This window comes from Sphingopyxis sp. YF1 (assembly GCF_022701295.1).
In the GTDB taxonomy this organism is placed as follows: Bacteria; Pseudomonadota; Alphaproteobacteria; order Sphingomonadales; family Sphingomonadaceae; genus Sphingopyxis.
In genome coordinates, this window is record NZ_CP033204.1 from 376,534 (window position 1) to 402,799 (window position 26,266).

The following is a 26,266-nucleotide window of genomic DNA, read 5'->3' on the forward strand; positions in this document are numbered from 1 at the left end:
CGGGCGCCTTGGCGAGCATGGCCTTGCTGCTCGCCGCGCCCGACACGCTTCCGGTTGTTTCGCCCGCGGCTGCCGCGGCTGCCGTGCCGGGCTTTGCGCCGCCGCTCGGGCAGCCGCTGACCTACCGCGTGACGACGCGCCGCGCCGGGCGAAGCGGCTCGATGCTCAGCTTCACGCTCGTCTATGCGCTGCAATGGCAGGAAGCGGGGCGCGGCTACCGGCTCGATGCGACGCTCCGCCGGATCGAATCCGATGCGCGGCCCGAGGTGGTTCGCGGCCTGACCGGCTTGCTCCGGCCGATCGTCGGTGAAACCGTCTCCTATCTGGTCGGCGGCGACGGACGGAACGTCGCGCTCGCCGATCCCGAAACCCTGTGGGCGCGCGTGGGGCAACGGACGCAGGATCTCGCAGCGGCCGCGCAGGAGCCCGAGGCGCGGCGGGTAGCCGAATTGCTCACCCGGCTCCCGGCCGGCGAACGCGACAGGCTGGTGACGGCCGACATTCGCGCGCTCGTTGCGCCCGCCAACGCCGCGATTCCCCGCGTCGCGGGCGGGGGCGTGTCGATCCGCAGCGACGGGGCGGTGCAGATCATTGTTGCGACCGAGCGCGGGGAACCGGTCGCGGACGCACCGCTCGGCATCGAGACGCACTGGTCGATCGACAGCCGGACCGGGCTGGTCCTCGGCGAGCGACGACAGAGCTGGATCGACAGTCCCGATGGCGCCCGCAGGACGCTTGCCGAGGAGCGCATTCGCGCGCTCAGCACCGGCGATCCGGGGTAAAGGTATTATTTTACCCGTCAGCAAAGCCGCTGCCTGCTTGACTTTCGGGGCCGCTTTGGCCATTGGCCCGCTCCGAAGCGCCGCTCTATCCGCCTCGGGCATGTGCGGCGCGTCTGTTTCGGACGGAAACCATTCGTCCAAGTCCCTGTCTCAAGGAGCGTGCCATGAAGGCGCTGACCAAGACGACCCAGTCGGCGAATGCCGGAACGGTCGAAAAGAAATGGGTGCTGATCGACGCCGAGGGCCTGGTCGTGGGCCGTGTCGCGACGATCATCGCCAACATCCTGCGCGGCAAGCACAAGCCGAGCTTTACCCCGCACGTCGATTGCGGTGACAATGTCATCGTCATCAACGCCGAGAAGGTGGCGTTCACCGGCAACAAGATGGCCGACAAGCGCTATTACCGGCACACCGGCTATGCCGGCGGCATCAAGGAAACCAGCCCCCAGAAGGTTCTGGAAGGCCGTTTCCCCGAGCGCGTGCTCGAAAAGGCCGTCGAACGCATGATCCCGCGCGGTCCGCTTGGTCGCCAGCAGATGCGCAACCTGCGCATCTTCGCCGGTACCGAGCATCCGCATGCCGGGCAGAACCCCGAAGTGATCGACGTCGCGTCGATGAACCGCAAGAACAAGGTGGGTGCATAATGGCTGACGAACAGACCATGACCGATCTCAAGGATCTCGCCGGCGCCGTCGAAGGCACCGTTGCCGCCCCGATCAGCACCGCGCCGCTGCGCGAGAAGCAGGTCGATGCGCAGGGCCGCGCTTATGCGACCGGCCGCCGCAAGGACGCCGTCGCCCGCGTGTGGGTCAAGCCCGGCACGGGCAAGATCATCGTCAACGGCCGCGATCAGGAAGTCTATTTCGCGCGTCCGACGCTGCGCCTCGTCATCAACCAGCCGTTCGGCCTGACCGAACGCGTCGGTCAGTATGACGTGATCGCGACCGTCAAGGGCGGCGGCCTGTCGGGCCAGGCGGGCGCCGTGCTGCACGGCATCGCGCAGGCGCTGAGCCGCTTCGAACCCGCGCTGCGCGGCACCGTCAAGTCGGCCGGTTTCCTGACCCGCGACAGCCGCGCGGTCGAGCGCAAGAAGTACGGCCGGGCCAAGGCTCGCCGCAGCTTCCAGTTCTCGAAGCGCTAAGAGTTTTCCGCCGACGGGCGGAGAAGGAAAGGGCGGTCCGGCAACGGGCCGCCCTTTTTCGTTGGCGCGTTGCAGGGCCGCGCACGGGGACCTAGATTGCCGCCATGATGTTCGATCTGCGCCGCGCCCTGCTCAGCAAGGAGGAAAAGGAATCCTCCCGGCTGATGGATTTCGAGTTCCGCCAGCGGGCGCGGAGCTTTCGCCTGATCGCCGAGGCGCTCGGCCTGCCCGCCGACGAACTGGTCCGCCGGATCGCGCTGTCGGACGATGCGGCGATCCTCGACCGGCTGGCGGCGGAGCATCCGGTCGCACGCGCCGAACTCGGCGAAATCCATGCTCGCTGTCGCGCCGAGGCCTATCGGCAACTCGTCGCGGAGCGCGGCGATCCCGCGCCGCACCGGCTGGGATAGAAGGCGCCCGCATTTGGGGCGCCAAATGGGGTTGCAACTGTCGCGATCTGGTTGATTATTGCTCCCGATCGGCCCGATCGGAGCCTGTTTTCGAGGAGTTTTCATGCACCGCCTTCTGGTTCGCTGGCATATGCTGGTCGCCGCCTTCCTCTTTCCGGCCATCCTCCTCTATCTGCTGACCGGGTCGCTCTACACCTGGGGGGTGAAGGGCGACTATGTGACGACCGACTATGCCGTGACCCTGTCGGCACCGCTGAGCGACGATGCCGCCGCGATGCAGGCGGTCGTCGTCCGCGAGCTTGCGGCGCGCGACATCGCCCCGCCGACCGGAAGCGCTGCGGTCAAGCCCGTCGGCGGCAGCTTTCAGCTCGACTGGACCGGATCGCGCCGCGACGTGACGCTCGAACCCGGTGCCGATGCGACCAGCGCGAAGCTGATCGTCAAGGAGACCGGCTGGCACCGCTTCTTCGTCCAGCTGCACAAGGCGAAGGGCGGGACACCGTTCAAGATCTATGCGGCGGTACTTGCGCTCGGGCTTTTCTTCCTCGTCACGTCGGGGTTGATCGTCGCGCTGCGCGTTCCGAACCTGCGGCGAGGCGCGATGATCGGATCGGCGGTCGGGCTCGTCGCCTTCATCGGTATGGCGGCCGCGAGCTGACGCCGGATCGGTTTAGCGTCGAATCATTCACCGCCGTAGCCCTGCGGGGCGACCGGCGGATTGGTCGTGTCAGGGCGCGACGATGATCCCCGCGCCCGGATCGGCGGTGCCCGACAGCATCTCGCGGTAGGCGGCAAGCGCCGCCGCGCCGCCGCTGCGCCGGTCGATGCGCGCGAGGCGCGGTGCGACGTCCATGAAGGCGAGCCACGCGGCGGCGATCTTCTGGCCGAACGCCGCGCCGCCCCAGTCGGCGATGCGTTTCTGGCTGCGGCCGGGGGCGAAGAACCCCTGCCGTTCGGGGCCGGGCAGCGCCGCCTGCCCTGCGTCGGCGTCCCAGTGCGACTTGCCGACGATGATCGATGCCTTGAGATTGTTTCCGAAATGGCTGTGGACGACGCGCGTCACCGCGCCGTTGCCCGCCATGTCGACGAGCGCCGCGGGCGCCGCGGGGCTGAGCGTCATGATATCCTCATAGGCGATGACGCGGTCGTAGACATGTTGCGCGGCAAGGTTCACGACATTCGCGCGCGAGGTGAGCCCGATCGTCTCGGGGCGCGGCCCCGGCCGCCGGGCGAGCGAGAAGCCGAGACCGATCGCGGTCTTGCTCGACGCGCTGGCGATCAGGATCTGCGCCGCGCCATAGTCGCCCTCGTCCTCGAACTGGTCGGCGATCAGCCAGCCGGTCAGGAACAGCGGGCGAAACACCGGCCAATAATCATGGTCGGCGGCGCGATAGTCGGGGAGCGCCTCGATCCGCTGATACTGGTTGTAGATCGGGGGCAGGGTCGTGCGCCGCGGCGTCACGTCGGTGAAACCCCCGGGACCGATATTGCCTGCGGTCAGCACCGCCTCGCTGGCCATCGGATAATAGCCGTAGAAGCGATCGCCGGCCGCGATGCCGTCGGCGGCGCTCTCGGTCACGGTGGCGAATCCCCACACCGGCAGGCGGCCGGGCGCTTCGCGGTCGGCGAAGAAATCCCAATAGCCCTGGTCGTTGCCGAACAGCCCCGACGGTTTGCCGAACACGGCGTAGGTGATGTTGTTCGCGGTCATCGCATAAAGATCGATGCGGGCGCACAGCTGGCCCGGCGCGAGCGGGGCGGGCGGATCGGCAACCAGTTCGGCGCGCGCGATATCGTCGCGATCGATGTCGATCGCCCAGTTGGCTGTGCTCATGGCCGGACCCCTCCGATTGTCTTGCCCGCGGACGCGGGATGGCCGATAGTCTTGCAGATGGCGAAGCCCCTGACAATCGCGGTCAAACGCATCCACGAACCGGCGGGGCCGGGTGACGGCGCGCGCTTCCTCGTCGACCGGCTGTGGCCGCGCGGGGTGTCGAAGGAGAAGGCTGCGCTGACCGCCTGGCTCAGGCCGCTGTCGCCGAGCGACGACCTGCGCAAGCGCTTCCACGGCGAGACCGCGGGGTCGGACGCGGCATGGGACGCGTTTCGCGGCGGCTATTTCGCCGAACTCGACGCGGGCGGCGCGGGGGTCGCGGCGGCGCTGGCGCAGTTCGACGCCGCCGTCACCTCCGGCCCGGTGACCCTGCTCTACGCCGCGAAGGACGAAGCGCGGAACAATGCCGTCGCGCTGCGCGAGTGGCTGCGCGCGCGCTAGCCGACCGCCGTCCCGAACAACGATCCGATCGCCATCGTCGCCGCCATCGCCATCGCGCCCCAGAAGGTGACGCGGATGACCGGGCGCAGCAGCGGAGCACCCCCCGCCCACGCGCCCAGCGCGCCGAGCAGCGCGAGGAAGACCAGCGAGGCGGCCGACACGATCCACGGCAGCGAGGTTCCGGTATCGAGCAGCACGATCAGCAGCGGCAGCGCGGCGCCGACCGCAAAGCTCGCCGCCGAGGCGAGCGCCGCCTGAATCGGCCGCGCGCGCGTCGTGTGCGACAGCCCCAGTTCGTCGCGCAGATGGCTGTCGAGCGCATTGTGTGCGGTGAGCTGTGCCGCGACCTGCTCCGCGAGCGGACGGTCGAGTCCCCGGCCCTGGTAGATCTGGGTCAGTTCCTCGAGCTCGAAGGCGGGATCGGTCGCCAGTTCGTGCTTTTCGGTGGCGATGTCGGCCTTTTCGGCGTCGGCCTGCGAGCTGACCGAGACATATTCGCCCGCCGCCATCGACATCGCGCCCGCGACCAGCCCTGCGACGCCGGTGAGCAGGATCGCATCGGGCGCGGTGCCGGCTGCGGCGACCCCGGCGATCAGGCTGGCGGTCGATACGATGCCGTCATTGGCACCGAGGATCGCGGCGCGCAGCCAGCCGATCCGTTCGATGGCATGGGTTTCGCGGTGCATCGCCCCATTTTTCCTTTCAATATTGCAGTTGCAGCCCCGGACGGGCCCAGCGCGTCTTCACCAGCCGGCCGGTGCCCGACAGGGTGATATAGGCATCCTGCCGGTCGGGGCCACCGAAAGCGATGTTGGTGGTGAAGATGTCGTCGGTCGCGACGAATTCGACCAGTTCGCCCTGCGGCGAAACGACGCTGATCCCGCATTCGCCGATCGTCGCGACCGCGATATTGCCCGACGCCTCCATCGCGAGGCTGTCGAAGAATTTGTAGCCCGCGGGGCGATAGAGCGGGATGCCGGGCCCGCCGGGGCCGCTCGCGCCGTCGACCTTGCCGGGGGCGATGATATTGAACTGGGTCAGGCGGCAGGTATAGGTTTCGGCGGCGTAAAGCTTTCTGCCGTCGGGCGAGATGCCGATGCCGTTGGGATTGTGGCTCGGGAAGATCACCTCTTCGATGAAGCTGCCGTCGGCCTTGGCATAGAAGATGCCGACGATGTCGTGGCAGCGCGCGGCAAAGTCCATCTTGCCATGGTCGGTGAACCAGAAGCCGCCGTGCGCGTCGAACATGATGTCGTTGGGGCCGCGCAGCGTGACGCCGTGATCGCCCGACCGGTAGAGGATTTCGACCGAGCCGGTCTCGATGTCGATGCGTTCGATGCGCCCGCCCGAATAATCGTCGGCGATCCCATGCGGGGCAAGATAGCCGTTCGATTCGACATAGTTGAACCCGCCGTTGTTGCAGCAATAAAGCTTGCCGTCGGGGCCGAAGGCAAGGCCGTTGGGTCCGCCACCGGGCTCCGCGATCACCTGTTTCCGGCCGCCGGGCCAGCAGCGGGTGATCCGTCCGGGCTCGACCTCGACGACGATGACGCTGCCGTCGTCCATGACGACGGGCGCCTCGGGAAAGCGCAATCCGTCGGCGATCAGTTCAAACTCGGCCATCCTCGTCTCCCTTGCTCTCGGTCATCTGCTGTGCTTTGCGCGCATCATGCCCGTTCGTTCGCTCTTCGCCACAAATTTCTATGAAGCCGATGTCGGTACGCCCGACCTGCTGGAGGAACTGGAGGAAAGCTGCCGTCTGTTCGCCGAAGAGGATCGCGCGGGGCGGAGCTGGAGCCGCGAGCATGGCTACAGGGGCTACACCAGCTATGCGAGCCTCGGCGACCTGCCCGAGCGCGATCCCGCGTTCCACGACCTGAAGCGGTTGCTCGACAAGGAGGTCAAGGCGTTCGCCAGGGCGTGCCATTTCGACCTCGCGAAGCCGCTCAAGCTCGACAGCCTGTGGGTCAATATCCTGAAGCCCGGCGGCACCCACAGCGGGCATATCCATCCGCACAGCATCGTGTCGGGCACTTTCTATGTCGCGGTCCCGCCGGGATCGGGCGCGCTCAAGCTCGAAGACCCGCGGCTCGCGATGTTGATGGCGGCGCCGGGGCGCACCGACGACGCCCCCGAACATCTGCTCCCCTTCGTCTATGCCGAGCCTGCGGCGGGGCGCGTCTTCCTGTGGGAAAGCTGGCTGCGCCACGAAGTGATGCCCAACGCCGGCAAGGGCGAACGGATTAGTATCAGCTTTAACTATCGCTGAGCCGCCCTATATCGCAGCCATCCTCCAGCACCTTAAGGGATATGCCATGACCGCGACCTACGACGCCGACCTCCAGCTCTTCATCGACGGTGCCTGGCGGAGCGGCGAGGGGCGCGAGGCGCGGCCGGTCCACAACCCGGCGACTGCGGGCACGATCGCCGAGCTGCCGGTGGCGACCGCCGCCGACCTTGACGAGGCGCTCGCCGCGGCGGCGCGCGGCTGGCCCGTGTGGCGGGCGAAGACCCCCGACGAGCGCGCCGCGCTGATGCACAAGGTCGCGGCGATCATCCGCGAACGCGTCGATCATATCGCGACGCTGCTGACGCTCGAACAGGGCAAGCCGATCGCCGAGGCGCGCGGCGAAGTACTGTCGGCGGCGGGGCTGTTCGCCTATTTCGCCGAACAGGGCAAACGCATCGAGGGCCGCGTGCTCCAGCGCCCGGCCGGCCAGCGCGCGATGGTGACAAAGCATCCCGTCGGACCCGTCGCGGCCTTCAGCCCGTGGAATTTCCCGGTCAATCTGATGGTCAAGAAGATCGCCCCCGCGCTCGCGGCGGGCTGCGTCGTGATCGCCAAGGCGCCCGAAGAGACCCCGGGATGCACCAGCGCGATCATGCGCTGCATCGCCGACGCGGGCGTGCCCGGCGACGTCGTCCAGCTCGTCTACGGCAACCCCGACATGATCAGCCGGCACCTGCTCGGCAGTCCGGTGATCCGCAAGGTCAGCTTCACCGGTTCGACCGCGGTCGGCAAGCATCTGATGAAACTCGCCGCCGACCGCGTGCAGCGGATCACGATGGAATTGGGCGGCCACGCCCCGGTGCTGATCTTCGACGATTGCGATCTCGAGGCGACGCTCGACCGCGTCGTGATGCAGAAATTCCGCAACGCCGGGCAGGTGTGCGTCTCGCCGACGCGCTTCTATGTCCAGCAGACCATCTACGACGCCTTCGTCAAGGGTTTCGCCGAGCGTACCGCAAAGGTGAAGGTCGGCAGCGGACTCGACGCCGACACCCAGATGGGGCCGCTCGCCAACGCGCGCCGCGCGCCGGCACTGGAAGCCATGGTCGCCGATGCGACCGCCAAGGGCGCCCGGCTGATCGCGGGCGGCGCCGCGACCGGCGAAGGCTATTTCTTCCAGCCGACCGCGCTCGCCGACGTGCCCCTCGATGCCGATGCGATGAACAACGAACCCTTCGGTCCGATGGCGCTGATCCGGCCCTTCGCGACCGAGGACGAGGCGCTCGAACAGGCGAACCGGCTGCCCTACGGTCTCGCGGCCTTTGCCTTCACCGAGAACGGCCGCCGGATCAACCGCATCGCCGACGGCATCGAAAGCGGCATGCTCGGGATCAACAGCTTCGTGATCTCGGCGAACGACATGCCCTTCGGCGGGATCAAGGAATCGGGGTTCGGCAGCGAGAGCGGGCCCGAGGGGCTCGACGGCTATCTCGCGACCAAGGCGGTGCATATCTATTGAGGCAAATCCTCCCTGCGGCGAAGCCGTGGGGAGTGCAGGCGGTGGTGGAGGCCGCGAGGTCGCGTCCTTCGCCCCTCCGTCTGCGCTTCGCGCCGTCACCTCGCCCTCGCTGCGCGGCAGGGAGGATGTTTCAGTCCCGCTCCAGCGCCACGAAATCGCGGTCGAACTGCACCAGATGCGCGCCGCCGTCGACGAAGATCGTCTGCCCCGTGACGGCCTCGGCCCGCGCGAGCCAGAGCACCGCGTCCGCGACCTGATCGGGGGTCGGCAGCACGCCGAGCGGCATCCGCTTCGCCAGCCGCTCCATCTGCGCCGCGCTGTAATCCTCGGTGGGCAGCGTCAGGCCGGGCGCGACCGCGTTGACGCGGGCCTTGCCGCCAAAGGTCGCCGCGAGGCTTGATGTTGCGGCATAGAGCGCCTGTTTCGACAGGCTGTATGCGAGCTGGTCGGGCACCGGATTGACGACGCGCTGGTCGAGGATGTTGACGATCGCGGGACGGATATCCGCATCGGCGTTGGCCTGGACGACCGCCCGCGCGAGCATGATCGGCGCATGATGGTTGACCTGCATCGCTTCCGCGAGGTCCCGGCCCGCGAGCCGATGCCAGTCGCCGTCGGCAAAATAGGAAGCATTGTTCACCAGCAGTGCCGGTGCGCGCCCGAAATGCGCGATCACCGCGGGGACGAGTGCATCGACCTGGTCGCGGTCGCCCAGGTCGGCGGCGAAGTCGCGCCAGTCGGTGGCGGTCTCGGCGAGTGCTTCGGCGAGCACCGCGTCGGGCTCGCCGTCGCTGCGCTTGTGGATCGCGATCGCATAGCCGTCGCGCGCCAGCCGCGCGGCGATCACTGCGCCGATTCGGTGCAGGCCGCCGGTGACGAGCGCGAGCGGCCGCGTCACTTGCGCGCGCGCCGCATCGTGATGCCGATCGATTCGCCCTCCTCGGCGATCGCGAGCTTGACGATCTTGACCTCGACCTCTTCGACCTTGTCGTCCTGAAGGAACAGCGTGTCGATGATATGGTCGGCGACGCTTTCGATCAGCACGAAATGCACATCCTTGGGCAGTCCCTCGGTTGCGGCGAATTTCAGGTGCATGTAATTCTTCGACTGGCTGAGCGGTGTCGTCGGATCATAATGGCCGGCCATCGCCAGTTTTGCGCGCACCGAGATGCGCAGCGGCTGCGGCAGATGGGTTTCCTCGGAATAGATGCCGGTAAGCACATCGACGGTCAGCCCGTCCACCTCGAGCCACAATGTATCGGTCACAAGAAATTCCTGTTCGGCGGGGCGACATTCGGCTTTCCATCGCCGATCCCGGACCCTAAAGCGCCGCCGCATTAGCGAAAGGGCATGCGTTGGTCGAGTTACTTCCATTGGCGAATATCGAGGCATCGGCGGTCGAGGCTTTGCTCGACGCCGCGTTCGGAAGCGATCGCTTCGGCCGAACCGCCTATCGCATTCGCGAAGGGACGGCCGCGGTTCCGGCGCTGAGTTTCGCGCGCGTCGAGGATGGCGTACTGGTCGGCACGATCCAGTGCTGGCCGGTCGCGCACCGGGCGCCCGACGGGACCGCGACGCCGCTGGTGATGGTCGGCCCGGTCGCGGTCCGCCCCGACCTCCAGCGCGGCGGCTATGGCCGCGCGTTGATGGCACGGATGCTCGAGGCGGCCGAGCAAAAGGCCGACAGCGCCCTGATGATGATCGGCGACCCCGAATATTACGGCCGCTTCTTCGGCTTCACCGCCGATGCGACCGGCGCATGGGATTTACCGGGGCCGTATGAAAAGCGCCGCCTGCTCGCGCGTGCGGTGAACGGTCATACGCTTCCGACGGGCGCGGGGATGATCGGGCCACGCTGAGCCTGCGCGGGGTTGCGCCTGTGGCCAGCCCGCCTATGTCGGGATCATGGTCAGCCCCGCGCCCTCGCTCCCCGACGATTTCTCGCAGCTCTCGCTGGCCGAGACGGCCGAACTGCTGGCGGCGCGCCGGTTGCCGCCGGTCGAGCAATGGCACCCGGTGCGCGAAGGCGACAGCGCGATGGAGATTCGCGCCGACGGGAGCTGGTTTCACGAGGGCGGGCGCATCAACCGGCCCGCGATGGTCCGGCTCTTCTCGACGATCCTGCGCCGCGAGCCCGACGGCAGCCATGTGCTGGTGACGCCGGCCGAGAAATTGACGATCGCGGTCGAGGATACACCCTTTCGCGCGGTCGAGATGAAGAGCGATGGGGATGGCGAGGCCCGCCGGCTGGTCTTCCGCCTCGACACCGACGATCTCGTCATGGCGGGCCCCGATCATCCGCTGTGCTTCGGAGCCGATCCCGACGCGCCCGACCCGCGGCTCCATGTGCGCGGCGCGGCCGGCAACGGGCTCGAGGCCCGGATCGACCGTGCGCTCTATTACGAGATTGCCGAGATGGCGCTGGCCGATGGCGAGGACCCGCCCGCGATCTGGTCGAACGGTGCGCGCTTTCCGCTGGTGACCGCCTGATGCTCTCGGACAAGCTGCGCGATGCGCTCGCCAATCTGTTGCCCGGCGAAGGCGAGGACGAGACCTATCTCGGCACCCCGACGCTGCGCGACGCGGCGGTGCTGATCGCTTTTACCGACCGCCCCGATCCGGGCGTGATCCTGACCCAGCGGCCGCAATGGCTGCGCAGTCACGCCGGGCAGGTGGCCTTTCCCGGCGGCAAGATCGATCCGGGTGACGTCGATGCGGTCGACGCCGCGCTGCGCGAGGCCGAGGAGGAGATCGGCCTCAACCGCCGCGATGTCGCGATCGCGGGGATCACCGACGCCTATCGTTCGGGCAGCGGCTATCATATCACCCCGGTGCTCGGCGTGATCCCGCCCGACCTGCCGCTCGATCCCAACCCCGACGAGGTCGAGGACTGGTTCGAGGTGCCGCTCGACATCCTCTTCGACCCCGGCAATTACGATCGCCAGCACGCGCACTGGCAGGGACAGGACCGGCATTTTTACGACATGCACTGGCACGGGCGGCGGATATGGGGCGTGACGGCGGGTATCATCATCAATCTGGCGCGGCGGATGCCGGCGGGCTGGCACCGGTGAAGCTGCTCGTCGAAGCGCCGTGGTGGGATCGCGAAGGGCTGCGCCGGATCATCGCCGCATTGTCGGAGGACGGTGGCGCGGTGCGCATCGTCGGCGGGGCGGTGCGCGATACGCTGCTCGGGCTGGCGGTGACCGACGTCGACCTCGCGACGACGCTGCGCCCCGACGACGTCATGCGGCGGCTGGAGGCGGCCGATATCAAGGTCGTGCCGACCGGGATCGCGCACGGCACCGTCACCGGAATCGCCAGCGGCGACCGGCACGAGGTGACGACGCTGCGCCGTGACGTCGCGACCGACGGACGCCGCGCCACCATCGCCTTCGCCGACGACTGGCGCGACGATGCGGCGCGCCGCGACTTCACGATCAACGCGCTCTACGCCGATCCGGTGACGGGGCAGGTCGACGATTATTTCGGCGGGCTGGCCGACCTGGCGGCCGGGCGCATTCGTTTCATCGGCGACGCGGCGATGCGGATCGCCGAGGATCATCTGCGCATCCTGCGCTTCTATCGTTTCGCGGCGCGCTTCGGGCAGGGCGGGCTCGACCCCGACGGCCATGCCGCGGTCATCGCCGCGCGCCAGTCGCTCAAAAGCCTGTCGCGCGAACGCGTCGCCGACGAACTCACCAAGATACTGGTGCTGCCCGACCCGCGCGGCATCGTCGCGCAGATGGCGGCCGACGGCATTTTCGCGGTGATCCTGCCCGAACTGGCGCCCGACCATGCGGCGACGCTCGATCGCCTGCTCGGCAACGAGGCGGCGACGGGGGCGGAGCCCGCGGCGCTGCGCCGGCTGGCGGCGCTGTTGCCCGCCAACGCGGGCGTCGCCGAGCAGGTCGCGAGCCGGCTGCGTTTCTCGACGCGCCAGCGCAAGCATCTTGCGGCGCTGGCCGGGCATCGCGGCGCGGCGCTGCCGCCGGCGCGCCGGCTGGCGCATGCGATCGGGGTTGAAGCCGCGCGCGACGTCTGCCTGCTCGCCGGCGATGCACAGGCGGCCGCGGCGGCGACGGAGCAATTGTCAGGCTGGCAGGTGCCCGATCTCCCGGTCCGCGGCGGCGACATCATCGCGCGCGGGGTGACGGCGGGGCCGGAAGTCGCGCGAATCCTGAAGGCGGTCGAGGCGCAGTGGGTTGCCGAGGATTTCCCGGGGGCGGCGCGCGTTGCGCAGCTGCTCGATCAGATGATCGGGCGCGCGAGCGACTGACGCCAATAATCGAAGGCGTTGTCGGCGATCATCGGGTGGGCGAAAAGAAAGCCCTGCCCGAAATCGCAGCCGAGCGCGGAGAGCAGCCGCGCCTGATCGGCGGTCTCGACTCCCTCGGCAGTGGTCTTCATGCCCAGCGTTTCAGCGAGGCTCTGGATCGTGCGCACGATCGCCACCTTGTCGCGGTCGTCGACCATATGCTCGACGAAACTGCGGTCGATCTTGAGCACGTCGAGCGGCAGGCGCTGGAGATAGGCGAGGTTCGAATAGCCGGTGCCGAAATCGTCCATCGCGACGCGCGTTGACAGCGCCTTGAGTTCGGAGAGGACCGACAGCGCGAGGTCGGGATCGCCGATGATCGCGCTTTCGGTGAGTTCGATCATCAGCCGTTCGCCACCGATCGCGTTCGCCGCGAGCGCCTGGCGCACCACCGCGGCGACGTCGTCGCGCACGAGCTGGATCGCCGAGACGTTGACCGAGAAATAGCAGTCGACGGGCGTGCCGCCGTTGCGTGCGTCCCATTCGGCGATCGTGCTCGCGGCCTTGGCGATCGCCCATTGGCCGAGCGGAACGATCAGCCCCGAATCCTCGGCAATGGGGATGAATTCGGTCGGAGAAATCGCACCGCCCTTGGCATTGTCCCAGCGTGCGAGCGCCTCGAAGCCCGCGACCTTGCCCGTCGCCAGTTCGACGAGCGGCTGGAAGGCGAGGTGGAGGCGGTCTTCCTCGATCGCGTTGCGCAGCGCGGTCTCGAGCCCGAAGCGGTTGTCCGACAGCATCGCGGCCTCGGGTTCATAGATTTCGATCCGGTCGGTCTGCTTGGCGCGCTTGAGCGCGATCTGGGCATGGCGGATCTGGTCGGCGACCCCGGTGTCGCTCCCCGGCTGAATCGTGCAGCCGAGCGCACAATCGACGCTGACCTTGAGCTCCCCGATGCGGAACGGATGATCGAAACAGCCGCGGATGCGGCGCGCGATTTCGCGCACGTCGGCGCGGCCGCCCGCGATCCGCGACGATATGGCGAATTCGTCGCCGCCGGTGCGGGCGAGGATGTCGCCGCTGCGCAGGCTCGATTTCAGTCGCCGCGCGACGGTGATGATCAGCTCGTCGCCCGCAAGCGGCCCGATATGTTCGTTGATGCGCGAAAAGCGCGCGAGGTCGAGCAGCAGGATCGAATGATCGGCCGCGGGGTCGGCGACGATCCGCTGTTCGACCAGTTCCTCGAAACCGGCGCGGTTGGGGAGGCCGGTCAGGCTGTCCGACACCAGTTCGCGGCGCAGGTTGCGCTCGGTCATCATTTCCTGCGTGCGGTCGATCAGCGTCAGCAGGAACAGGTTTTCGGCGCCGCAATCCTCCGACAGCGGGCCGATCGATCCGCGCAGGTCGCGCGCGGAGGGGCCCTCGCCGAGCTGGCACGAAAATTCCTGGCTGTCGTCGGGATTCTGTTCGGCGCGCTCGACTGCGCGGCGCATCTCGATCGGCGCATTGGCGCCGGCGGGCGACAGGTTCAGCCGGTCGAAGGCGGCGTTGCTCGCGTGGAGGCGAAAGTTTCCGCGCGCGAGCGGACGGATCAGCGCCGCGGGCACCGGGAGTGCATCGATCCAGCCGACAAACAGCGACGGCCGATCTTCGTCGGTTCGATCAATAGGCATCGGTGTGGGTTTTAAGCGACCTTTCCCCATTGGACAGTGCCTAGGGGGCGGGGGGTAAAAAAGCTATTTACGGCTACAGGGAAATAATCAGTCGAAGCGATTGCTCCTCGGGAAGCCCGTGGGCGGCATGCGCCCCGCCGCGCCGCGCGCCACGCGCCACGGTGCAAGGTCGGTTTCGGTGCGCGTGCGGCCGGTCTCGCCGCCCATCGTCCAGCTGAGCCCGTCGGCAAAGGCAAAGCTGATCGCATCGGACAGCCCGCCGTCGCGGTAACGCTGCAACATCACGCCCTGCCCGCGCGCCATCACCGGCACCTCGGCGAGCGGGAAGACGACGAGCTTGCGGTTTTCGCCGACCGCCGCGACGCTGTCGTGCGCTCCGCCGATCGTGCGGACGACGGCAAGCTGCGCCTTGGGCTTCAGGTTGACGACGTTGCGGCCCTTGCGCGTCTCGGCGATGATGTCGGCCATCTGCGCGACGAAACCGTGGCCGCTGGTCGAGGCGAGCAGCAGCTTGCCCTCGGCGCTTGCCGGGATCAGCGCGACGATCCGCGCCTCCGGATCGATATCGACCATCAGGCGCAGCGGTTCGCCGAACCCGCGCCCGCCGGGCAATTTGTCGGCGCCGACGGTGTAGAAACGTCCGTCGCTCGCCGCGACCAGCAGCTTGTCGGTTGTCTGCGCATGCGCGGCAAAGGCGAGTTCGTCGCCTTCCTTGAACTTGAATTCGCTCCACTGATCGGGCGCGACATGGCCGCGCTGGGCGCGGATCCAGCCGCGCTTCGACAGGATTACCGTTACCGGCTCCTTCTCGATCATCGCGTCGAGCGGGATGTCGCGCGCGGGCGCGGCTTCGGCGATCGTCGTGCGCCGCGCGCCGAGCAAGGTGTCGAGGCCATAGACCGCGCGCAGTTTTTCGAGGTCCTTGCGCAGCCGGGTCTTCTGCCGCGCCGGGCTTTCGACCAGCTTCGACAGCTCGTCGCGCTCGGCGGTCAAATCGGCCTGTTCGCGCTTGAGCTCCATTTCCTCGAGCTTGCGCAGGGAGCGAAGGCGCATGTTCAGGATCGCTTCGGCCTGGCGGTCGGTCAGAATGAACTCGGCGATCATCACCGGCTTGGGCTCGTCCTCGGTGCGGATGATCTCGATGATCCGGTCGAGGTTCAAAAAGGCGATGATGTAACCCGCAACCAGTTCGAGCCGGTCGTCGATCTTTGCGATGCGATGCTGCGCGCGGCGGACGAGCACGATGATCTGGTGCTGCAGCCATTCGGTGAGCAGCTGGTGCAGCCCCATCACCTTGGGCGTGCGGGTCGCGTCGAGCACGTTGAGGTTGAGCGCGAAGCGGCTTTCGAGCTCGGTCAGCCGGTACAGGCTTTCCTTCAGCACATCGGGGTCGACGTTGCGGCTCTTCGGCACCAGCACGATGCGCAGATCCTCCGCGCTCTCGTCGCGGACATCTTCGAGGATCGGCAATTTCTTGTCGGCGATCAGCTGCGCGATCTGCTCGATCAGCTTGCCCTTGGCGACCCCGTAAGGGATTTCGCTGATGACGAGCTGCCACGTGCCGCCCGCCTGCTTCTCGATCCCCGTTTCTTCCCAGCCGCCGTCGGTCTTGCCGGTCGAAAAGCGCGCGCGGACGCGAAAGCCGCCGCGGCCGGTTTCATAGGCAAGGCGGATCGCGTCGGGGCTGTCGACGACGATGCCGCCGGTCGGGAAATCGGGCCCCTTCACATGCTCGAGCAATTCGGTCAGCTCGGCGCGCGGGTTCTCGATCAGCACCAGCGCGGCGTCGATCACTTCGGCGGCGTTGTGCGGCGGAATGTTCGTCGCCATGCCGACCGCGATCCCGCTCGCGCCATTGGCGAGCAGGTTCGGGAACAGCCCCGGCATGATCTCGGGTTCTTCGTCCTCGCCATTGTAGGTCGGCTTGAAATCGACCGTGCCCTCGTCGAGCCCCTGCATCAGGTCGACCGCGACGCGCGTCAGCCGCGCCTCGGTGTAGCGATAGGCCGCTGCATTATCGCCGTCGATATTGCCGAAATTGCCCTGGCCGTCGACGAGCGGGTAGCGGAGCGAGAAGTCCTGCGCGAGGCGGACCATCGCGTCATAGACCGCGGTGTCGCCGTGCGGGTGGAATTTGCCGATGACGTCGCCGACGACGCGCGCCGACTTCTTGTAACCCTGGCTCGGATCGAGCCGCATCGCGCGCATCGCCCACAGCAGGCGGCGGTGGACGGGCTTCAGCCCGTCGCGAAGATCGGGGAGCGAGCGCGCGGTGATCGTCGACAGCGCATAAACGAGGTAGCGTTCGGACAGCGCGCTGTCGAACGGGGTGTCGATCTGGCCGAGGGGAGCAGGGGGCTCGGAAGGAGGAAGGTCGTCGTTGTTGGTCGCCATTGTCTGGGGCGGATAGCAAGCCCGGCTTCACATGGCAAAGGGCGGATGCCGATCAGCAGAGATTGTTCTCATAATCCGTGTCGAGCCCCTTCTGCATCAGCCCGGGGATCGACACCACCGCGCTCGCGAGCCGCGCGCCGAGGCCCTTGTGTCGGTTCAGCCGCAGATGCTCGGCGAGCATCTTCGCCGGACGGATGTCGCCGGGTGCCGTCGCCGCCGGCCACAGCGCGGCCCGGGCCAGCGCGGCGCTGGGGGCAAGGCGGATCGCCAGCTCGTCGATGCGCGTCGCGAGCAGCGGCTGCTTGTCCCTGACCGTGAAGCGCGCGCGGACCGCCGTGTCGTCGGTCAGGGACGCCGCCCCGGTCAACGTCGCGACCATCATCGACCCCGGGATCAGCAGCGCCGCGGCGACGCGCGGCTGGACGATGATGTTGCGAAAACTGTCGGTGCGCCGGTTGCCCGGACGGTCGGGAAAGAGCAGCGCGTCCCCTTCGATGCGCGACAGCCGTCCGGCCGGATCGCCCTTGGGGCTGAGGTCGGCGCGGCCCGCGGGATCGATCGTCGCGAGCGCCATGAAACGCGCGGCGGTGACGAAGTCCCCCTCGTTGCCGGGCACGGCGTCGCGGCCGTCCGTCCCGGCTTTCCAGAACTCCGACCGGATCAGCGCCTTGGCGCAGTGGACATAGCATTCCTCGACCGCGATTCGGGCGGTGCCGCCTTCGGGGTCGAGCACGCGGCCGTTGATGCGCAGCGTTTCGCCGACCCCGGGCAGCAGGAAGAGCGATCCGAATCCGTGCCCGGGCTGCAGCAGCGCCGGATCGTCGACCAGGTCGAGCGGCACCGACAGGGTCGCGCCGTCCGAACGGGCGAAACCCGCACCGCCGCCGGCCAGCGTGATCGCGATCCCGTCGCCGTCGCCGACCCCGGCAAACATCAGCGGTGCGCAGGCGAGCCAGCGCTGCGCGGTCGCATCGACATGGTCGATGACCTTGAGGTCGATCGTCGGCGACGCCTTGCCGACGATCGCCTCGAGCGCCGCGATATTGTCGACGACAGGCATGATCGATCCTCTCTGGCTGCGCCGGACATCGCCGCGTCGGGTCGGATAGTCCGGCTATCGTTGCATAAATATTATCCCATAGTTGCAAATGACTCTCAATAACATATAAGGCGCGCCGCACCACCGACTGGAGATTTTCATGTACGCCTTCGTCGATCGCCCGGTCGAAAGCCTCTCCAACAGCGGGCGGTTCCTGCTGTGGGCGATGCGCGGCTGGACGCAGGCGGCGGAGGCCGGCCATTGCGCGCCGCGCGCGCTGCGCCGCGGTTTTGCTGGCCTGCACGCGCTGACGGCGCTGCCCGATTTCCACGTCGTAATGGCGCTGTTCGCGAACGACGCGCGCGATACGCTGCTGCTCGCGCCGCTGGCGTGTCGAACGATCGCCGAGGATGAGGCGATCCTCCTCGGCCTGTGGCGCGATGTCGCGCACGACCGCGCCGGGGCGGCCCGCGCGACCCTCGCGCTGCTCGTCGAACCCGGTTCGGCCGGACCGCTCGCCGCCGCCATGGCCGCCGCGACGATGCGGCTGGGCGCGGCGGGCGTCGACCTCGCGCGCCTCATCCCCTCCGCCTCGAACCATCAGGAAAGCCGATCATCATGAGCGATCGTATCGCCGCCGCCGCCGGGCTCGCCCCCTCCGCCTCGCTGACCGTCGAGGAGGTCCTGCGCGTCCGCCACTGGAACGACCATCTGTTCAGCTTCACGATCAGCCGCCCGCCGAGCTTCCGCTTCCGCTCGGGCGAGTTTGTGATGATCGGCCTGCCGGGCGGCGAGGGGCGGCCGCTGCTGCGCGCCTATTCGATCGCCAGCCCCGCCTATGCCGACGAGCTGGAGTTCCTGTCGATCAAGGTGCCCGACGGGCCGCTGACCTCGCGCCTCCAGCGGATCCGGCCGGGCGATCCGGTCTATCTCGGCCGCAAGCCGACAGGGACGCTCGTCGCCGATGCGCTGACTCCCGGGAGGCGCCTGTTCCTGCTGTCGACCGGAACCGGGCTCGCGCCATTCCTCAGCCTCGCCCGCGATCCCGACATCTATGAGCGGTTCAACGAAATCCTGCTCGTCCATTGCGTGCGGCAGGTCGGCGATCTCGCCTTTCGCGACGATCTCGAAAGCCAGCTTGCGGGCGACCCGCTGGTGCAGGATCAGGCGTTGCTGCAATTCCATTATCTGCCGACCGTGACGCGCGAGCCGTTCCGCACCACGGGGCGCATCGACGCGCTGATCGACGGCGGCGCGCTGTTCGGACACCCGCTGACCGGCCCCGCGGCCTTCGATCCCGCGAGCGACCGCATCATGATGTGCGGCAGCATGGCGATGATCCGCGACCTTCAGGCGCGCTTCGAAGCACTGGGGTTCCGCGAAGGCTCGAACGCCGCGCCCGGCGATTTCGTGATCGAGCGGGCGTTCGTGGGGTAAGCGATGCCGGCTATCAGGGCGTGTCCGCGTAGGCCTTGACCAGATCGAACATATAGTCGCGCCCGACATAGAGCGATTTCGCCTCGATGCGCTCGTTGAGGCCGTGCACGCCATTGCCGTCGGGGTCGCCCCACATGCCCGGGATGCCATAGGTCGGGATGCCGACCGCGCCGAGAAAGGTCGCGTCGGTATAGCCGTTCGCCATCGACGGGATGACTTTCAGGCCGGGCCAATATTTGGCGACCAGCTTCTCCATCGGGCCGAGGATTTTCGGATCGAGCAGGGGGGCGGGCGGGGCGGGGCGCTTGGGGGGCAATTGGGTGATCGTCACACCCGGATCGCCGATCACGCGTCCGAGTTCGTCCCGGATCGATTCGATGCTGTGTCCCGGAAATATGCGGCAGTTGATGTTCGCGCCCGCGCGCTGCGGCAGTGCGTTGGGCGCATGGCCGCCATCGAGCAGGGTCGCGACGCAGGTGGTGCGGATATTGCCATGGAGGAAGCGGTCCTTGTCGACGGTCGCCAGCGCCGCCCTGTCGCCATTGTCCTTCGCGAGCGCGACCATCGCCTGGCCGGTCTCGTCGCCGCGCGCCGCGCCGCTTTCGGCAAAGAAGCGCCGCGTGACGTCGGTCATCTCGACCGGAAATTCATATTCGTCGATCTTCGTCAGCGCGCGCGACAATTGATAGATCGCATTGTCGCGCACCGGCACCGAACTGTGTCCGCCCGGGTTGCGCGTTTCGAGGCGGAAATTGGCGAAGGTCTTTTCGCCGACCTGCACCGACTGGCCCAGCACCTTCCCCTTGCCGTCGCTGTCGCCCCCGCCGCCTTCGTTCAAGGCGAACCCGGCGTCGATCAGCTCGCGCCGGTTCGCCGCGAGCCATTCGACCCCGTTGAAGGCGCCGTTAGTCTCCTCGCCGCAGGTCAGCGCGAGCTTGACCGTGCGCTTCGGCCGGTAGCCTTGTTGGTGGAAGCGGATCAGCGTATCGACCCACACCGCCGCCTGCGCCTTGTCGTCGAGCGTGCCGCGGCCATAGAAATAGCCGTCTTCCTCGATCAGCGTGAAGGGATCGCGTTCCCAATCCTCGCGCTTCGCCTCGACGACGTCGATATGCGCAACGAGCAGGACCGGTTTTGCGGTCTTCGAACTGCCCGGATAGACCGCGACGAGTCCGCCATCCTTGGGATGTTCCGGTGCGGCGAACAGGTGAAGCTGGCTGTCGGCGAAGCCCGCCGCCTTCATCCGCGCCGCCATGCGTTCGGCGGCCAGCGTGCAGCTGCCCGACGACAGCGTCGTGTTGGTCTCGACCAGTTCCTTGTAAAGGGTGCGAAAGGCGGTCCGGTCGGGCCGCGCCTCCTGCGCGGCGGCGGGCGTTGCGAGCGCCAGCGCGGACAGCAGCAGCGGCCAATATCGTGTCATCTCGAGGCTCCCCCTTTTGGCGCCGAAGGGAGCAGAAAGCGCCATCCCCCGCAAGGCGCTTTGTTTTCCTTGCGCGCTCCCCGGCTTTCGCCCATCCCGCGCGAAGGGATGAGGAGTGCAAGTGACTGCGATCGACGATTACCCGCCGGGGCTGGCGGCGCGCGCGGTGCGGCGGCTGTTGCTGCTGCTCTACCGGATGCGCGGGTGGAAGGCGTCGGGGGAGGTCCCCGAACCGCGGCGCTTCATCATCATCGCGGCGCCGCACACGAGCAACTGGGATTTCGTCAACTTCCTCGGCCTGACCGCCGACCTCAAGGTGCGCGCCCATTTCATGGGCAAATTGTCGCTGTTCAAATGGCCGATCGGCGGCTTCATGAAACAGATGGGCGGCATCCCGGTCGACCGCCACAACGCCAGCAATGCGGTGCAGCAGATGGTCGACGAATTTGCGCGCCGGGCCGAATTCATGCTCACCGTCGCGCCCGAGGGAACGCGCGGCAAGGCGAAGAAATGGCGCACCGGCTTCTACCAGATCGCGATGGCGGCGAAGGTGCCGATGGTCGTCGGGATGATGGATTACGGCACCAAGACCGGCGGGCTCGGCCCGCTGATCTGGCCGACCGGCGATTTCCGCGCCGACATGATGAAGGTGCTCGAAGTCTATAAAAGCTGCATCCCCAAATTTCCGGAGCGTGCGGTGACGTCGATCGATGATATCGTGGGGACCGACTAGGGGGCAGGAGAATGACGCGATGACGGGCGTGGGAATCGTGCTGGCGACCAACTTCTTCGGGCTGATCCTGGTCATCGGCCTGCTCTGGCTGATCGCGCTGCAGATCCGCGACGTGTCGTTCATCGACGCCTTCTGGGCGTTCGGCATGGTGCTGCTGGCGTGGGGCACCGCGGCGCAGGTCGGCAGCGAGGGGCTGCGCGCGCAGTTGCTTCTCGGGCTCACGACCCTGTGGGGCCTGCGGCTCGCGGCGCATTTGTTCGTCCGCTGGCGCCGGTCGGGCGAGGATCCGCGCTACCAGAAGATCATCGCGGGTATCATGAAGAAGCGTCACTGGGGCTGGGAGGTCACGGCGCTGGTCAGCGTCTTCCTGACCCAGGCGCCGCTATTGTTCCTCACCAGCCTGCCTGCGCAGATCGGCATCTGGGCGAGCGCCGCGGCGCCGATGTCGGCGATCGGCGTGATCGGTTGGATCGGCGTCGCCGCCGCGCTCATCGGCATCGCGTTCGAGACCATCGGCGACCGGCAGCTGGATCGCTTCCGCGCCGATCCCGCCAACCAGGGCAAGGTGCTCGACACCGGCCTCTGGCGCTACACGCGCCATCCCAATTATTTCGGCGACGCACTGACCTGGTGGGGCATCTTCCTCGTCGCCGCCGATGCGGCTTTCTGGGTCGCGGCGGCGAGCGTAATCGGGCCGTTGTTCCTGAGCTTCACGCTCACCAAATGGTCGGGCAAGGCGCTGCTCGAACGCGGCATGAAGCACACGCGGCCGGGCTATGACGATTATATCGCGCGCACCTCGGGCTTCATTCCCTGGCCCCCCAAAAAGCGTCCGTCCTGAAACCGCATGGCGCGTGATCCCGGCCTCGACCCCGACCAGCCGGCGGCCGCCGACGCCAGCGCGCTCGGCGACGCGCCGCGCATCCGCGCGATCCTGACCGCCGCGGCGCGCGAGGGGCGCAGCGTCAGCTACTCCGAACTGCTCGGCGATCTCGGCTTTCGCTTCACGCGGCCCAAGATGCGCGCGGTGTGCCGGACATTGGAAGAGGTCGACCGACTGTGCGCCGCCGACGGCGAGCCCGACATGGCGGTGCTGGTGGTGCGCGAGAGCGACCGGCTTCCCGGACAGGGCTGGTGGGTCGGCGGGACGGCGTTGCTGCTCGGCTACGATGGCCCGTGGGAAGGCGCGGCGGCGGCGCGCTTCATTCGCGAACAGCAGCAGGCGGTGTTTGATTATTGGGAGGGGCGGTAGCCTTCGCTCAGCAGCGACAATTCATTCTGCAGCTCTTCACGCCACGCCAAATTTTTGTGTCGAAAGCCCCATCCCATGTTTGAGATTTCGCCGATGATGCGGGCAATCAGCTTTCCAAGGTCGGGGATTCCCGAAGTCTCCAAGGCCCAACTCATTGGAGCGAAGTGTGTGAACTGGTTTCTTACATCGTCGTGAAGTCGGCAAAGCCAACGCAATTCATCGTCTGAAATCATCACGCCGACATCGTTGCTACGGTCCCCGGCTGAATTTGCCCTTCTCACCGCTTTCAACAAGGCCGGAAGGGCCATCAGGTGAGTTCGGGGAGGGATGGCTTTCGGATCGGTGCGACTTTTCTCAAAGTAGGAAATCCATTCTGACGCGTTGCTTTTGGTGACTGCTCCGATAGGCGAGGCGGTCGTCGTCAGGTGACATACACATGCACCTTGAATTGCTGAATGCATCGCCAGAGTGACCCATTTCCAACTCTGGGCATCGGTCGCAGTCGAATTGAAGGCTCGGCGAGCTTGTCGCAACGAGCCTGCAACATCTTCTGCCTCGTCAGTGGTGATCCAGTTTTCCAAACTCATTCTCAATGGTTGGACGATGTGTCGCCTATTTCTTCAACCCAATCTCCCGCAGCCGTTCCTGCAGATACTCGTCCGCGGTAATCGGCGTCGGGTACAGGTTCGGGTGCGCCGCATCGATGCAATTTTCCAGCGTCTCGATCGGATAGTCCGAGCGGAAGTGGAGGAAGAAGGGCATCGAGTAACGTGCGACGCTCGCGCGGCCCGCATCGGGGTTGCGCACGCGATGCGTGGTCGAGGGCAGGCGGTTGTTGGTCAGCCGCTGGAGCATGTCGCCGACATTGACCGCCATCGCGCCGGGCGGGGGGCTCACCGGGAGCCAGCTGCCATCCTTGTCGAGGATTTCGAGCCCGGCCTCTTCGGCGCCGAGCAGGAGGGTGATCGTGTTGATATCCTCATGCGCCTCGGCGCGGATGCCCTTCGCGGGGCCTTCGACCGGCGGGTAATGGAGCAGGCGCATCACGCTGTTGCCGTCCTTGACCGTGTCGTCGAAGAAATTGGGGTCGAGCTCGAGATAGCGCGCGATACCGGACAGAAGCCGGCCGCCGACGCGGTCGAATTCGGCGAAGAGCGTGTCATAGACGGCGCGGAAGCCGTCGACTTCGGCGGGCCAGACATTGTTCGGCTGCTGCGCCGCGAGGCGGTGGCCCGCGGGCAGATCGCGGCCGACGTGCCAGAATTCCTTGAGGTCGACCTCCTTCGCGCCCTTGGCGATCTCGGTCCCGAAGGGGGTGTAGCCGCGCGCACCGCCACCGCCGGGGATATGATAGGCGCGCTTTTCGTCTTCGGAGAGCGCGAAAAATTCCTTCGCCTTGTCCCACGCCTCGTCGATCAGATCGGGGTCGATGCCATGGTCGGTGATCATCGCGAAGCCGAAGCGTTCGAACGATGCGCCGAACGCCTGGGCGAACTGGTCGGCGGGAAGGGCCATGGAAATCACGGGTACGGCGGCGGTCATCGGTGGTTCGTCCATTTGTTGAGGCTGTGGCGCGCGATGCCGGACCGGCCGGCGCGCGTCTTTGACATGAATCAGGATTTAGGCGTTCCGGCGCCGCCGTGAAAGGGAAAAAGGCGGTTCCGTCCCGCCCCCCGCTCGGCTAGGCAGCGGCCATGGCAAAGCAATATTGGCTGATGAAATCCGAACCCGACGCCTATGCGTGGGAGCAGCTCGTCAAGGACGGCAAGGGCATGTGGGACGGGGTGCGCAACCACAGCGCCAAGCTCAACATGAAGGCGATGAAGGTCGGCGACGAGGCGCTCTTCTATCACAGCAATATCGGCAAGGAATGCGTCGGGATCATGACGATCACCGAAGAGGCGACCCCCGATCCGACCGCCGACGAAGGATCGCCGTGGGTGATCGTGCGCGTCGCGCCGGTGCGTGCGCTGAAGCATCCGGTGACGCTGGCGGCGATCAAGGCCGATCCCGCGCTCGCCGACATGGACCTGATCCGCCTGTCGCGGCTGTCGGTCGGGCGCGTGACGCCCGCCGAGTGGAAGCATATCCTGAAAAAGTCGGAAACCCCCGCCGGCTGAGGCCTCAGCGGAGCGTCCCCTGCAGATGTTTCGCCACCGACGGGTGGAGCGGCTGGACGAACTCGCAGCCGAAATCATTGCCGTCGGCGCGGCGCACGATCGCCTCAAGCGCCTGCAGCCCGGGCAGGCTGACCCAGATGTGCGTGCCGACGCGCGGCCGGCCAAAGGTCGCCATGCGAAAGCCGCTCGCCGACAGGTCGAACAGCTCGACCTCGAACGGATTGCAACCGACCTCGCGAAACCGCGCCCGCCCGCGCACCGGCGCGCGCTCGGCGCGGCGGCCGTTCGCCGATATCGGCGCGGGCTTGATCCTGAATCTGGCTTGATGTGGCACGGCGATGGGCGGTCCTGCTGGTCTGGTGCAGGATTAGGCGCGCGATGCTTGCCCGCGTGTAAACATATATCGTAAATTTGCCGGACCGCCGCTTATCCGTCCCGCGTCGGGACGCTTTCGGCCAAAGCTGCGTGCCTTCTGGCGCGACAGGGTAAATATTCGCTTTACTCCGACGGCCGCACGCGCCCGCGTCCCGCCTTCACCGCGCTGCGCGCCTTCTTGCCGTCGATGCGCCGCGCTTTTGCGGCCTTGCTTGGCTTGGTCTTGATCCGCCGTTCGGGGCGGACCAGCGCCTGGTCGACCAGCGCGTGCAGCCGCTCGCGCGCGTCGGTGCGGTTCGCTTCCTGCGTACGATACTGCCGCGCGAGGATGATCAGCTCGCCTTCGCCGGTCATCCGGCTTCCCGCGAGCGTCTTGAGCCGTCGATAGGCATCGGGCGGCAGGCGCAGCGCAAAGACGTCGACGCGCAGCTGGCACGCGGTCGCGACCTTGTTGACATTCTGACCCCCCGGCCCCGATCCGGCGAGGAATTTCTCGCTGATCGCGCTTTCGGGGATGTCAGCCACGCGTCGGCTCCGCACCCTCCGGCGCGGCAAAGCCCAGCGCGGCGAAGCGGCCCGGAAAGGGCGCTTCGGCGACGATCGGCGGCTTGTCGCCGCGCGCGACCACCAGCCGTTCGGCGTGGAGCAGGGTGCGCCCCTTTGGCCCGCCGCGGCCATAGACGGGATCGCCCATGAGCGGAAAACCGAGCCCTTCGAGCGCGTGAACGCGCAGCTGGTGGGTGCGTCCGGTTTCGGGACGGAAGCGCAGCAGGCTGCGGCCGTCGACCTCGGCGAGCTTTTCCCAGTGTGAGACCGACGGCTTGCCCGCGGGGTCGACGATCATCCGCCAGCCCGCCTCGGCGGTCGAGGTCTTGCCGAGCGGCAGGTCGATCGTGCCGCCGTCGCCCGCGACGACGCCGTCGACGATTGCCAGATACGCCTTTTCGACCTCGCGTGCCTCGAACGCGCGGGTAAAGCGGCCGTGCGCCTTGGGGTTGCGCGCGAGCAGCAGGCAGCCCGAGGTGTCGCGGTCGAGCCGGTGCACCGCGAGCGGCCAGCGCTTGAAGCCGAAGCGCAGCGAATCGAGATGGTTTTCGAGGCTGAGGCTGCCGTCGCGCGGCGCGTCGACGGGCAGGCCCGCGGGCTTGTCGACGACGATGGCCTCGCCGTCGAGGAACAGGATATGATCGGTGAGCAGCATCGCCGGC

32 protein-coding genes are annotated in these 26,266 nt (G+C 67.4%); 18 read left to right on the forward strand and 14 right to left on the reverse strand.

The genetic code is table 11. From position 1 onward, the window contains the following. The first annotated feature begins 17 nt into the window (after window positions 1-17). The 5 genes from EAO27_RS01950 (at window position 18) to EAO27_RS01970 (ending at window position 2,991) form a co-directional block, all read left to right on the forward strand. The gene (locus tag EAO27_RS01950) at window positions 18-782 is read left to right on the forward strand and encodes a hypothetical protein (RefSeq protein ID WP_242776571.1); all 765 of its coding nucleotides are present in this window, start codon (window positions 18-20) and stop codon (window positions 780-782) included. A gap of 164 nt (window positions 783-946) precedes the next feature. Beyond that, the gene (gene rplM / locus EAO27_RS01955) at window positions 947-1,426 is read left to right on the forward strand and encodes a 50S ribosomal protein L13 (RefSeq protein WP_242776573.1); all 480 of its coding nucleotides are present in this window, start codon (window positions 947-949) and stop codon (window positions 1,424-1,426) included. Further along, window positions 1,426-1,923 carry a 30S ribosomal protein S9 gene (rpsI, locus tag EAO27_RS01960; RefSeq protein ID WP_242776575.1) on the forward strand — a complete coding sequence of 166 codons (498 nt, stop codon included), beginning with the start codon at window positions 1,426-1,428 and terminating at the stop codon, window positions 1,921-1,923. Before rplM ends, rpsI begins: the two co-directional genes overlap by 1 nt. A gap of 104 nt (window positions 1,924-2,027) precedes the next feature. Continuing rightward, the gene (locus EAO27_RS01965) at window positions 2,028-2,333 is read left to right on the forward strand and encodes a hypothetical protein (RefSeq protein WP_242776577.1); all 306 of its coding nucleotides are present in this window, start codon (window positions 2,028-2,030) and stop codon (window positions 2,331-2,333) included. Window positions 2,334-2,436: 103 nt separating this feature from the next. Beyond that, a complete protein-coding gene (locus EAO27_RS01970; RefSeq protein WP_242776579.1) occupies window positions 2,437-2,991 on the forward strand; it encodes a PepSY domain-containing protein in 555 nt (184 codons plus the stop codon). Between the two features lie 69 nt (window positions 2,992-3,060). On the opposite strand, the gene EAO27_RS01975 is transcribed toward EAO27_RS01970, so the two are convergent. Beyond that, window positions 3,061-4,167: a DUF2855 family protein gene (locus EAO27_RS01975; protein WP_242776581.1), complete on the reverse strand. Its 1,107-nt coding sequence runs from the start codon at window positions 4,165-4,167 to the stop codon at window positions 3,061-3,063. Between the two features lie 57 nt (window positions 4,168-4,224). Between EAO27_RS01975 and EAO27_RS01980 the strand changes: the two genes are divergently transcribed. Then, window positions 4,225-4,608, forward strand: coding sequence for a DUF488 family protein (locus EAO27_RS01980; RefSeq protein WP_242776583.1), 384 nt, complete (start codon window positions 4,225-4,227; stop codon window positions 4,606-4,608). Here the strand turns inward: EAO27_RS01980 and EAO27_RS01985 are convergent. Beyond that, on the reverse strand, window positions 4,605-5,294 hold the full coding sequence (locus tag EAO27_RS01985) for a VIT family protein (RefSeq protein ID WP_242776585.1): 690 nt from the start codon (window positions 5,292-5,294) through the stop codon (window positions 4,605-4,607). The two genes, EAO27_RS01980 and EAO27_RS01985, sit on opposite strands and share 4 nt — an antisense overlap. Before the next feature lie 16 nt (window positions 5,295-5,310). Continuing rightward, window positions 5,311-6,231 (reverse strand): SMP-30/gluconolactonase/LRE family protein, encoded by a 921-nt coding sequence (locus tag EAO27_RS01990; RefSeq protein WP_242776587.1) that lies wholly within the window; start codon window positions 6,229-6,231, stop codon window positions 5,311-5,313. A gap of 46 nt (window positions 6,232-6,277) precedes the next feature. Here EAO27_RS01990 and EAO27_RS01995 point away from each other — a divergent pair, with 46 nt between their 5' ends. After that, a complete protein-coding gene (locus EAO27_RS01995; protein WP_242776589.1) occupies window positions 6,278-6,877 on the forward strand; it encodes a TIGR02466 family protein in 600 nt (199 codons plus the stop codon). Between the two features lie 46 nt (window positions 6,878-6,923). Next, complete coding sequence (locus EAO27_RS02000; protein ID WP_242776591.1) at window positions 6,924-8,357, forward strand: NAD-dependent succinate-semialdehyde dehydrogenase; 1,434 nt, start codon at window positions 6,924-6,926, stop codon at window positions 8,355-8,357. Window positions 8,358-8,487: 130 nt separating this feature from the next. On the opposite strand, the gene EAO27_RS02005 is transcribed toward EAO27_RS02000, so the two are convergent. Together EAO27_RS02005 and EAO27_RS02010 are read right to left on the reverse strand one after the other, a co-directional pair. Continuing rightward, on the reverse strand, window positions 8,488-9,255 hold the full coding sequence (locus EAO27_RS02005) for an SDR family oxidoreductase (RefSeq protein WP_242776593.1): 768 nt from the start codon (window positions 9,253-9,255) through the stop codon (window positions 8,488-8,490). Then, window positions 9,252-9,623 (reverse strand): dihydroneopterin aldolase, encoded by a 372-nt coding sequence (locus tag EAO27_RS02010; RefSeq protein ID WP_242776595.1) that lies wholly within the window; start codon window positions 9,621-9,623, stop codon window positions 9,252-9,254. Before EAO27_RS02010 ends, EAO27_RS02005 begins: the two co-directional genes overlap by 4 nt. A gap of 89 nt (window positions 9,624-9,712) precedes the next feature. Between EAO27_RS02010 and EAO27_RS02015 the strand changes: the two genes are divergently transcribed. Genes EAO27_RS02015 through EAO27_RS02030 form a run of 4 tightly spaced genes read left to right on the forward strand, consistent with a single transcriptional unit; the run spans window position 9,713 to window position 12,636 of the window. Then, window positions 9,713-10,216, forward strand: a complete 504-nt coding sequence (locus EAO27_RS02015) for an N-acetyltransferase (protein WP_242776597.1) — start codon at window positions 9,713-9,715, stop codon at window positions 10,214-10,216. A 46-nt stretch (window positions 10,217-10,262) separates the two neighbouring features. Then, the gene (locus EAO27_RS02020; RefSeq protein WP_242776599.1) at window positions 10,263-10,847 is read left to right on the forward strand and encodes a DUF1285 domain-containing protein; all 585 of its coding nucleotides are present in this window, start codon (window positions 10,263-10,265) and stop codon (window positions 10,845-10,847) included. Further along, window positions 10,847-11,431, forward strand: a complete 585-nt coding sequence (locus tag EAO27_RS02025) for a CoA pyrophosphatase (protein ID WP_242776601.1) — start codon at window positions 10,847-10,849, stop codon at window positions 11,429-11,431. The genes EAO27_RS02020 and EAO27_RS02025 overlap by 1 nt, the downstream gene beginning before the upstream one ends. Next, entirely contained in the window at window positions 11,428-12,636 is a 1,209-nt protein-coding gene (locus EAO27_RS02030; RefSeq protein ID WP_242780395.1) for a CCA tRNA nucleotidyltransferase, read from the forward strand. Before EAO27_RS02025 ends, EAO27_RS02030 begins: the two co-directional genes overlap by 4 nt. Here EAO27_RS02030 and EAO27_RS02035 read toward each other — a convergent pair. The 3 genes from EAO27_RS02035 to EAO27_RS02045 form a co-directional block, all read right to left on the reverse strand. Beyond that, the gene (locus tag EAO27_RS02035) at window positions 12,609-14,288 is read right to left on the reverse strand and encodes an EAL domain-containing protein (protein WP_242776603.1); all 1,680 of its coding nucleotides are present in this window, start codon (window positions 14,286-14,288) and stop codon (window positions 12,609-12,611) included. The two genes, EAO27_RS02030 and EAO27_RS02035, sit on opposite strands and share 28 nt — an antisense overlap. An 87-nt stretch (window positions 14,289-14,375) precedes the next feature. Beyond that, the gene (parC, locus tag EAO27_RS02040; RefSeq protein WP_242776605.1) at window positions 14,376-16,682 is read right to left on the reverse strand and encodes a DNA topoisomerase IV subunit A; all 2,307 of its coding nucleotides are present in this window, start codon (window positions 16,680-16,682) and stop codon (window positions 14,376-14,378) included. Between the two features lie 52 nt (window positions 16,683-16,734). After that, window positions 16,735-17,742, reverse strand: coding sequence for a pyridoxamine 5'-phosphate oxidase family protein (locus EAO27_RS02045; protein WP_242776607.1), 1,008 nt, complete (start codon window positions 17,740-17,742; stop codon window positions 16,735-16,737). Window positions 17,743-17,881: 139 nt separating this feature from the next. Here EAO27_RS02045 and EAO27_RS02050 point away from each other — a divergent pair, with 139 nt between their 5' ends. Beyond that, on the forward strand, window positions 17,882-18,343 hold the full coding sequence (locus EAO27_RS02050) for a hypothetical protein (protein ID WP_242776609.1): 462 nt from the start codon (window positions 17,882-17,884) through the stop codon (window positions 18,341-18,343). Further along, the gene (locus tag EAO27_RS02055) at window positions 18,340-19,158 is read left to right on the forward strand and encodes a ferredoxin--NADP reductase (RefSeq protein WP_242776611.1); all 819 of its coding nucleotides are present in this window, start codon (window positions 18,340-18,342) and stop codon (window positions 19,156-19,158) included. Before EAO27_RS02050 ends, EAO27_RS02055 begins: the two co-directional genes overlap by 4 nt. Before the next feature lie 13 nt (window positions 19,159-19,171). On the opposite strand, the gene EAO27_RS02060 is transcribed toward EAO27_RS02055, so the two are convergent. Further along, a complete protein-coding gene (locus EAO27_RS02060; RefSeq protein WP_242776613.1) occupies window positions 19,172-20,578 on the reverse strand; it encodes a M20/M25/M40 family metallo-hydrolase in 1,407 nt (468 codons plus the stop codon). Window positions 20,579-20,699: 121 nt separating this feature from the next. On the opposite strand from EAO27_RS02060, the gene EAO27_RS02065 reads away from it, so the two are divergent. Genes EAO27_RS02065 through EAO27_RS02075 form a run of 3 tightly spaced genes read left to right on the forward strand, consistent with a single transcriptional unit; the run spans window position 20,700 to window position 22,563 of the window. Continuing rightward, window positions 20,700-21,311: a lysophospholipid acyltransferase family protein gene (locus tag EAO27_RS02065; protein WP_242776615.1), complete on the forward strand. Its 612-nt coding sequence runs from the start codon at window positions 20,700-20,702 to the stop codon at window positions 21,309-21,311. 19 nt (window positions 21,312-21,330) lie between these two features. Further along, a complete protein-coding gene (locus tag EAO27_RS02070) occupies window positions 21,331-22,152 on the forward strand; it encodes a DUF1295 domain-containing protein (protein ID WP_242776617.1) in 822 nt (273 codons plus the stop codon). Between the two features lie 6 nt (window positions 22,153-22,158). Beyond that, the gene (locus EAO27_RS02075; protein ID WP_242776619.1) at window positions 22,159-22,563 is read left to right on the forward strand and encodes a ribose-phosphate pyrophosphokinase; all 405 of its coding nucleotides are present in this window, start codon (window positions 22,159-22,161) and stop codon (window positions 22,561-22,563) included. Here EAO27_RS02075 and EAO27_RS02080 read toward each other — a convergent pair. Next, the gene (locus EAO27_RS02080; protein WP_242776621.1) at window positions 22,545-23,150 is read right to left on the reverse strand and encodes a hypothetical protein; all 606 of its coding nucleotides are present in this window, start codon (window positions 23,148-23,150) and stop codon (window positions 22,545-22,547) included. The genes EAO27_RS02075 and EAO27_RS02080 overlap by 19 nt on opposite strands. A 25-nt stretch (window positions 23,151-23,175) precedes the next feature. After that, window positions 23,176-24,105 (reverse strand): 2-oxoglutarate and iron-dependent oxygenase domain-containing protein, encoded by a 930-nt coding sequence (locus EAO27_RS02085; protein ID WP_242780397.1) that lies wholly within the window; start codon window positions 24,103-24,105, stop codon window positions 23,176-23,178. Between the two features lie 152 nt (window positions 24,106-24,257). Between EAO27_RS02085 and EAO27_RS02090 the strand changes: the two genes are divergently transcribed. After that, window positions 24,258-24,683 carry an EVE domain-containing protein gene (locus EAO27_RS02090; RefSeq protein WP_242776623.1) on the forward strand — a complete coding sequence of 142 codons (426 nt, stop codon included), beginning with the start codon at window positions 24,258-24,260 and terminating at the stop codon, window positions 24,681-24,683. 4 nt (window positions 24,684-24,687) lie between these two features. Here the strand turns inward: EAO27_RS02090 and EAO27_RS02095 are convergent, their stop codons facing one another. From EAO27_RS02095 to EAO27_RS02105, 3 genes are all read right to left on the reverse strand, one after another. Continuing rightward, the gene (locus EAO27_RS02095) at window positions 24,688-25,017 is read right to left on the reverse strand and encodes a PilZ domain-containing protein (protein ID WP_242776625.1); all 330 of its coding nucleotides are present in this window, start codon (window positions 25,015-25,017) and stop codon (window positions 24,688-24,690) included. Between the two features lie 164 nt (window positions 25,018-25,181). Further along, window positions 25,182-25,583, reverse strand: a complete 402-nt coding sequence (arfB, locus tag EAO27_RS02100; protein ID WP_242776627.1) for an alternative ribosome rescue aminoacyl-tRNA hydrolase ArfB — start codon at window positions 25,581-25,583, stop codon at window positions 25,182-25,184. Next, window positions 25,576-26,259: an RNA pseudouridine synthase gene (locus tag EAO27_RS02105; protein ID WP_242776629.1), complete on the reverse strand. Its 684-nt coding sequence runs from the start codon at window positions 26,257-26,259 to the stop codon at window positions 25,576-25,578. The genes arfB and EAO27_RS02105 overlap by 8 nt, the downstream gene beginning before the upstream one ends. Window positions 26,260-26,266 lie beyond the last annotated feature (7 nt).

Coding starts and splice junctions, on each gene's coding strand:
- EAO27_RS02090 (WP_242776623.1), top strand. CDS start 24,258: ATGGCAAAGCAATATTGGCTGATGAAATCCGAACCCGACGCCTATGCG.
- EAO27_RS01970 (WP_242776579.1), top strand. CDS start 2,437: ATGCACCGCCTTCTGGTTCGCTGGCATATGCTGGTCGCCGCCTTCCTC.
- EAO27_RS01950 (WP_242776571.1), top strand. CDS start 18: ATGGCCTTGCTGCTCGCCGCGCCCGACACGCTTCCGGTTGTTTCGCCC.
- parC (WP_242776605.1), bottom strand. CDS start 16,682: ATGGCGACCAACAACGACGACCTTCCTCCTTCCGAGCCCCCTGCTCCC.
- EAO27_RS02035 (WP_242776603.1), bottom strand. CDS start 14,288: ATGCCTATTGATCGAACCGACGAAGATCGGCCGTCGCTGTTTGTCGGC.
- rplM (WP_242776573.1), top strand. CDS start 947: ATGAAGGCGCTGACCAAGACGACCCAGTCGGCGAATGCCGGAACGGTC.
- EAO27_RS02060 (WP_242776613.1), bottom strand. CDS start 20,578: ATGACACGATATTGGCCGCTGCTGCTGTCCGCGCTGGCGCTCGCAACG.
- EAO27_RS02045 (WP_242776607.1), bottom strand. CDS start 17,742: ATGCCTGTCGTCGACAATATCGCGGCGCTCGAGGCGATCGTCGGCAAG.
- EAO27_RS01965 (WP_242776577.1), top strand. CDS start 2,028: ATGATGTTCGATCTGCGCCGCGCCCTGCTCAGCAAGGAGGAAAAGGAA.
- EAO27_RS02050 (WP_242776609.1), top strand. CDS start 17,882: ATGTACGCCTTCGTCGATCGCCCGGTCGAAAGCCTCTCCAACAGCGGG.
- EAO27_RS01975 (WP_242776581.1), bottom strand. CDS start 4,167: ATGAGCACAGCCAACTGGGCGATCGACATCGATCGCGACGATATCGCG.
- EAO27_RS01980 (WP_242776583.1), top strand. CDS start 4,225: ATGGCGAAGCCCCTGACAATCGCGGTCAAACGCATCCACGAACCGGCG.
- EAO27_RS02055 (WP_242776611.1), top strand. CDS start 18,340: ATGAGCGATCGTATCGCCGCCGCCGCCGGGCTCGCCCCCTCCGCCTCG.
- EAO27_RS02020 (WP_242776599.1), top strand. CDS start 10,263: ATGGTCAGCCCCGCGCCCTCGCTCCCCGACGATTTCTCGCAGCTCTCG.
- EAO27_RS01985 (WP_242776585.1), bottom strand. CDS start 5,294: ATGCACCGCGAAACCCATGCCATCGAACGGATCGGCTGGCTGCGCGCC.
- EAO27_RS02070 (WP_242776617.1), top strand. CDS start 21,331: ATGACGGGCGTGGGAATCGTGCTGGCGACCAACTTCTTCGGGCTGATC.
- EAO27_RS01995 (WP_242776589.1), top strand. CDS start 6,278: ATGCCCGTTCGTTCGCTCTTCGCCACAAATTTCTATGAAGCCGATGTC.
- EAO27_RS02025 (WP_242776601.1), top strand. CDS start 10,847: ATGCTCTCGGACAAGCTGCGCGATGCGCTCGCCAATCTGTTGCCCGGC.
- rpsI (WP_242776575.1), top strand. CDS start 1,426: ATGGCTGACGAACAGACCATGACCGATCTCAAGGATCTCGCCGGCGCC.
- EAO27_RS02080 (WP_242776621.1), bottom strand. CDS start 23,150: ATGAGTTTGGAAAACTGGATCACCACTGACGAGGCAGAAGATGTTGCA.
- EAO27_RS01990 (WP_242776587.1), bottom strand. CDS start 6,231: ATGGCCGAGTTTGAACTGATCGCCGACGGATTGCGCTTTCCCGAGGCG.
- EAO27_RS02105 (WP_242776629.1), bottom strand. CDS start 26,259: ATGCTGCTCACCGATCATATCCTGTTCCTCGACGGCGAGGCCATCGTC.
- EAO27_RS02000 (WP_242776591.1), top strand. CDS start 6,924: ATGACCGCGACCTACGACGCCGACCTCCAGCTCTTCATCGACGGTGCC.
- EAO27_RS02075 (WP_242776619.1), top strand. CDS start 22,159: ATGGCGCGTGATCCCGGCCTCGACCCCGACCAGCCGGCGGCCGCCGAC.
- EAO27_RS02085 (WP_242780397.1), bottom strand. CDS start 24,105: ATGACCGCCGCCGTACCCGTGATTTCCATGGCCCTTCCCGCCGACCAG.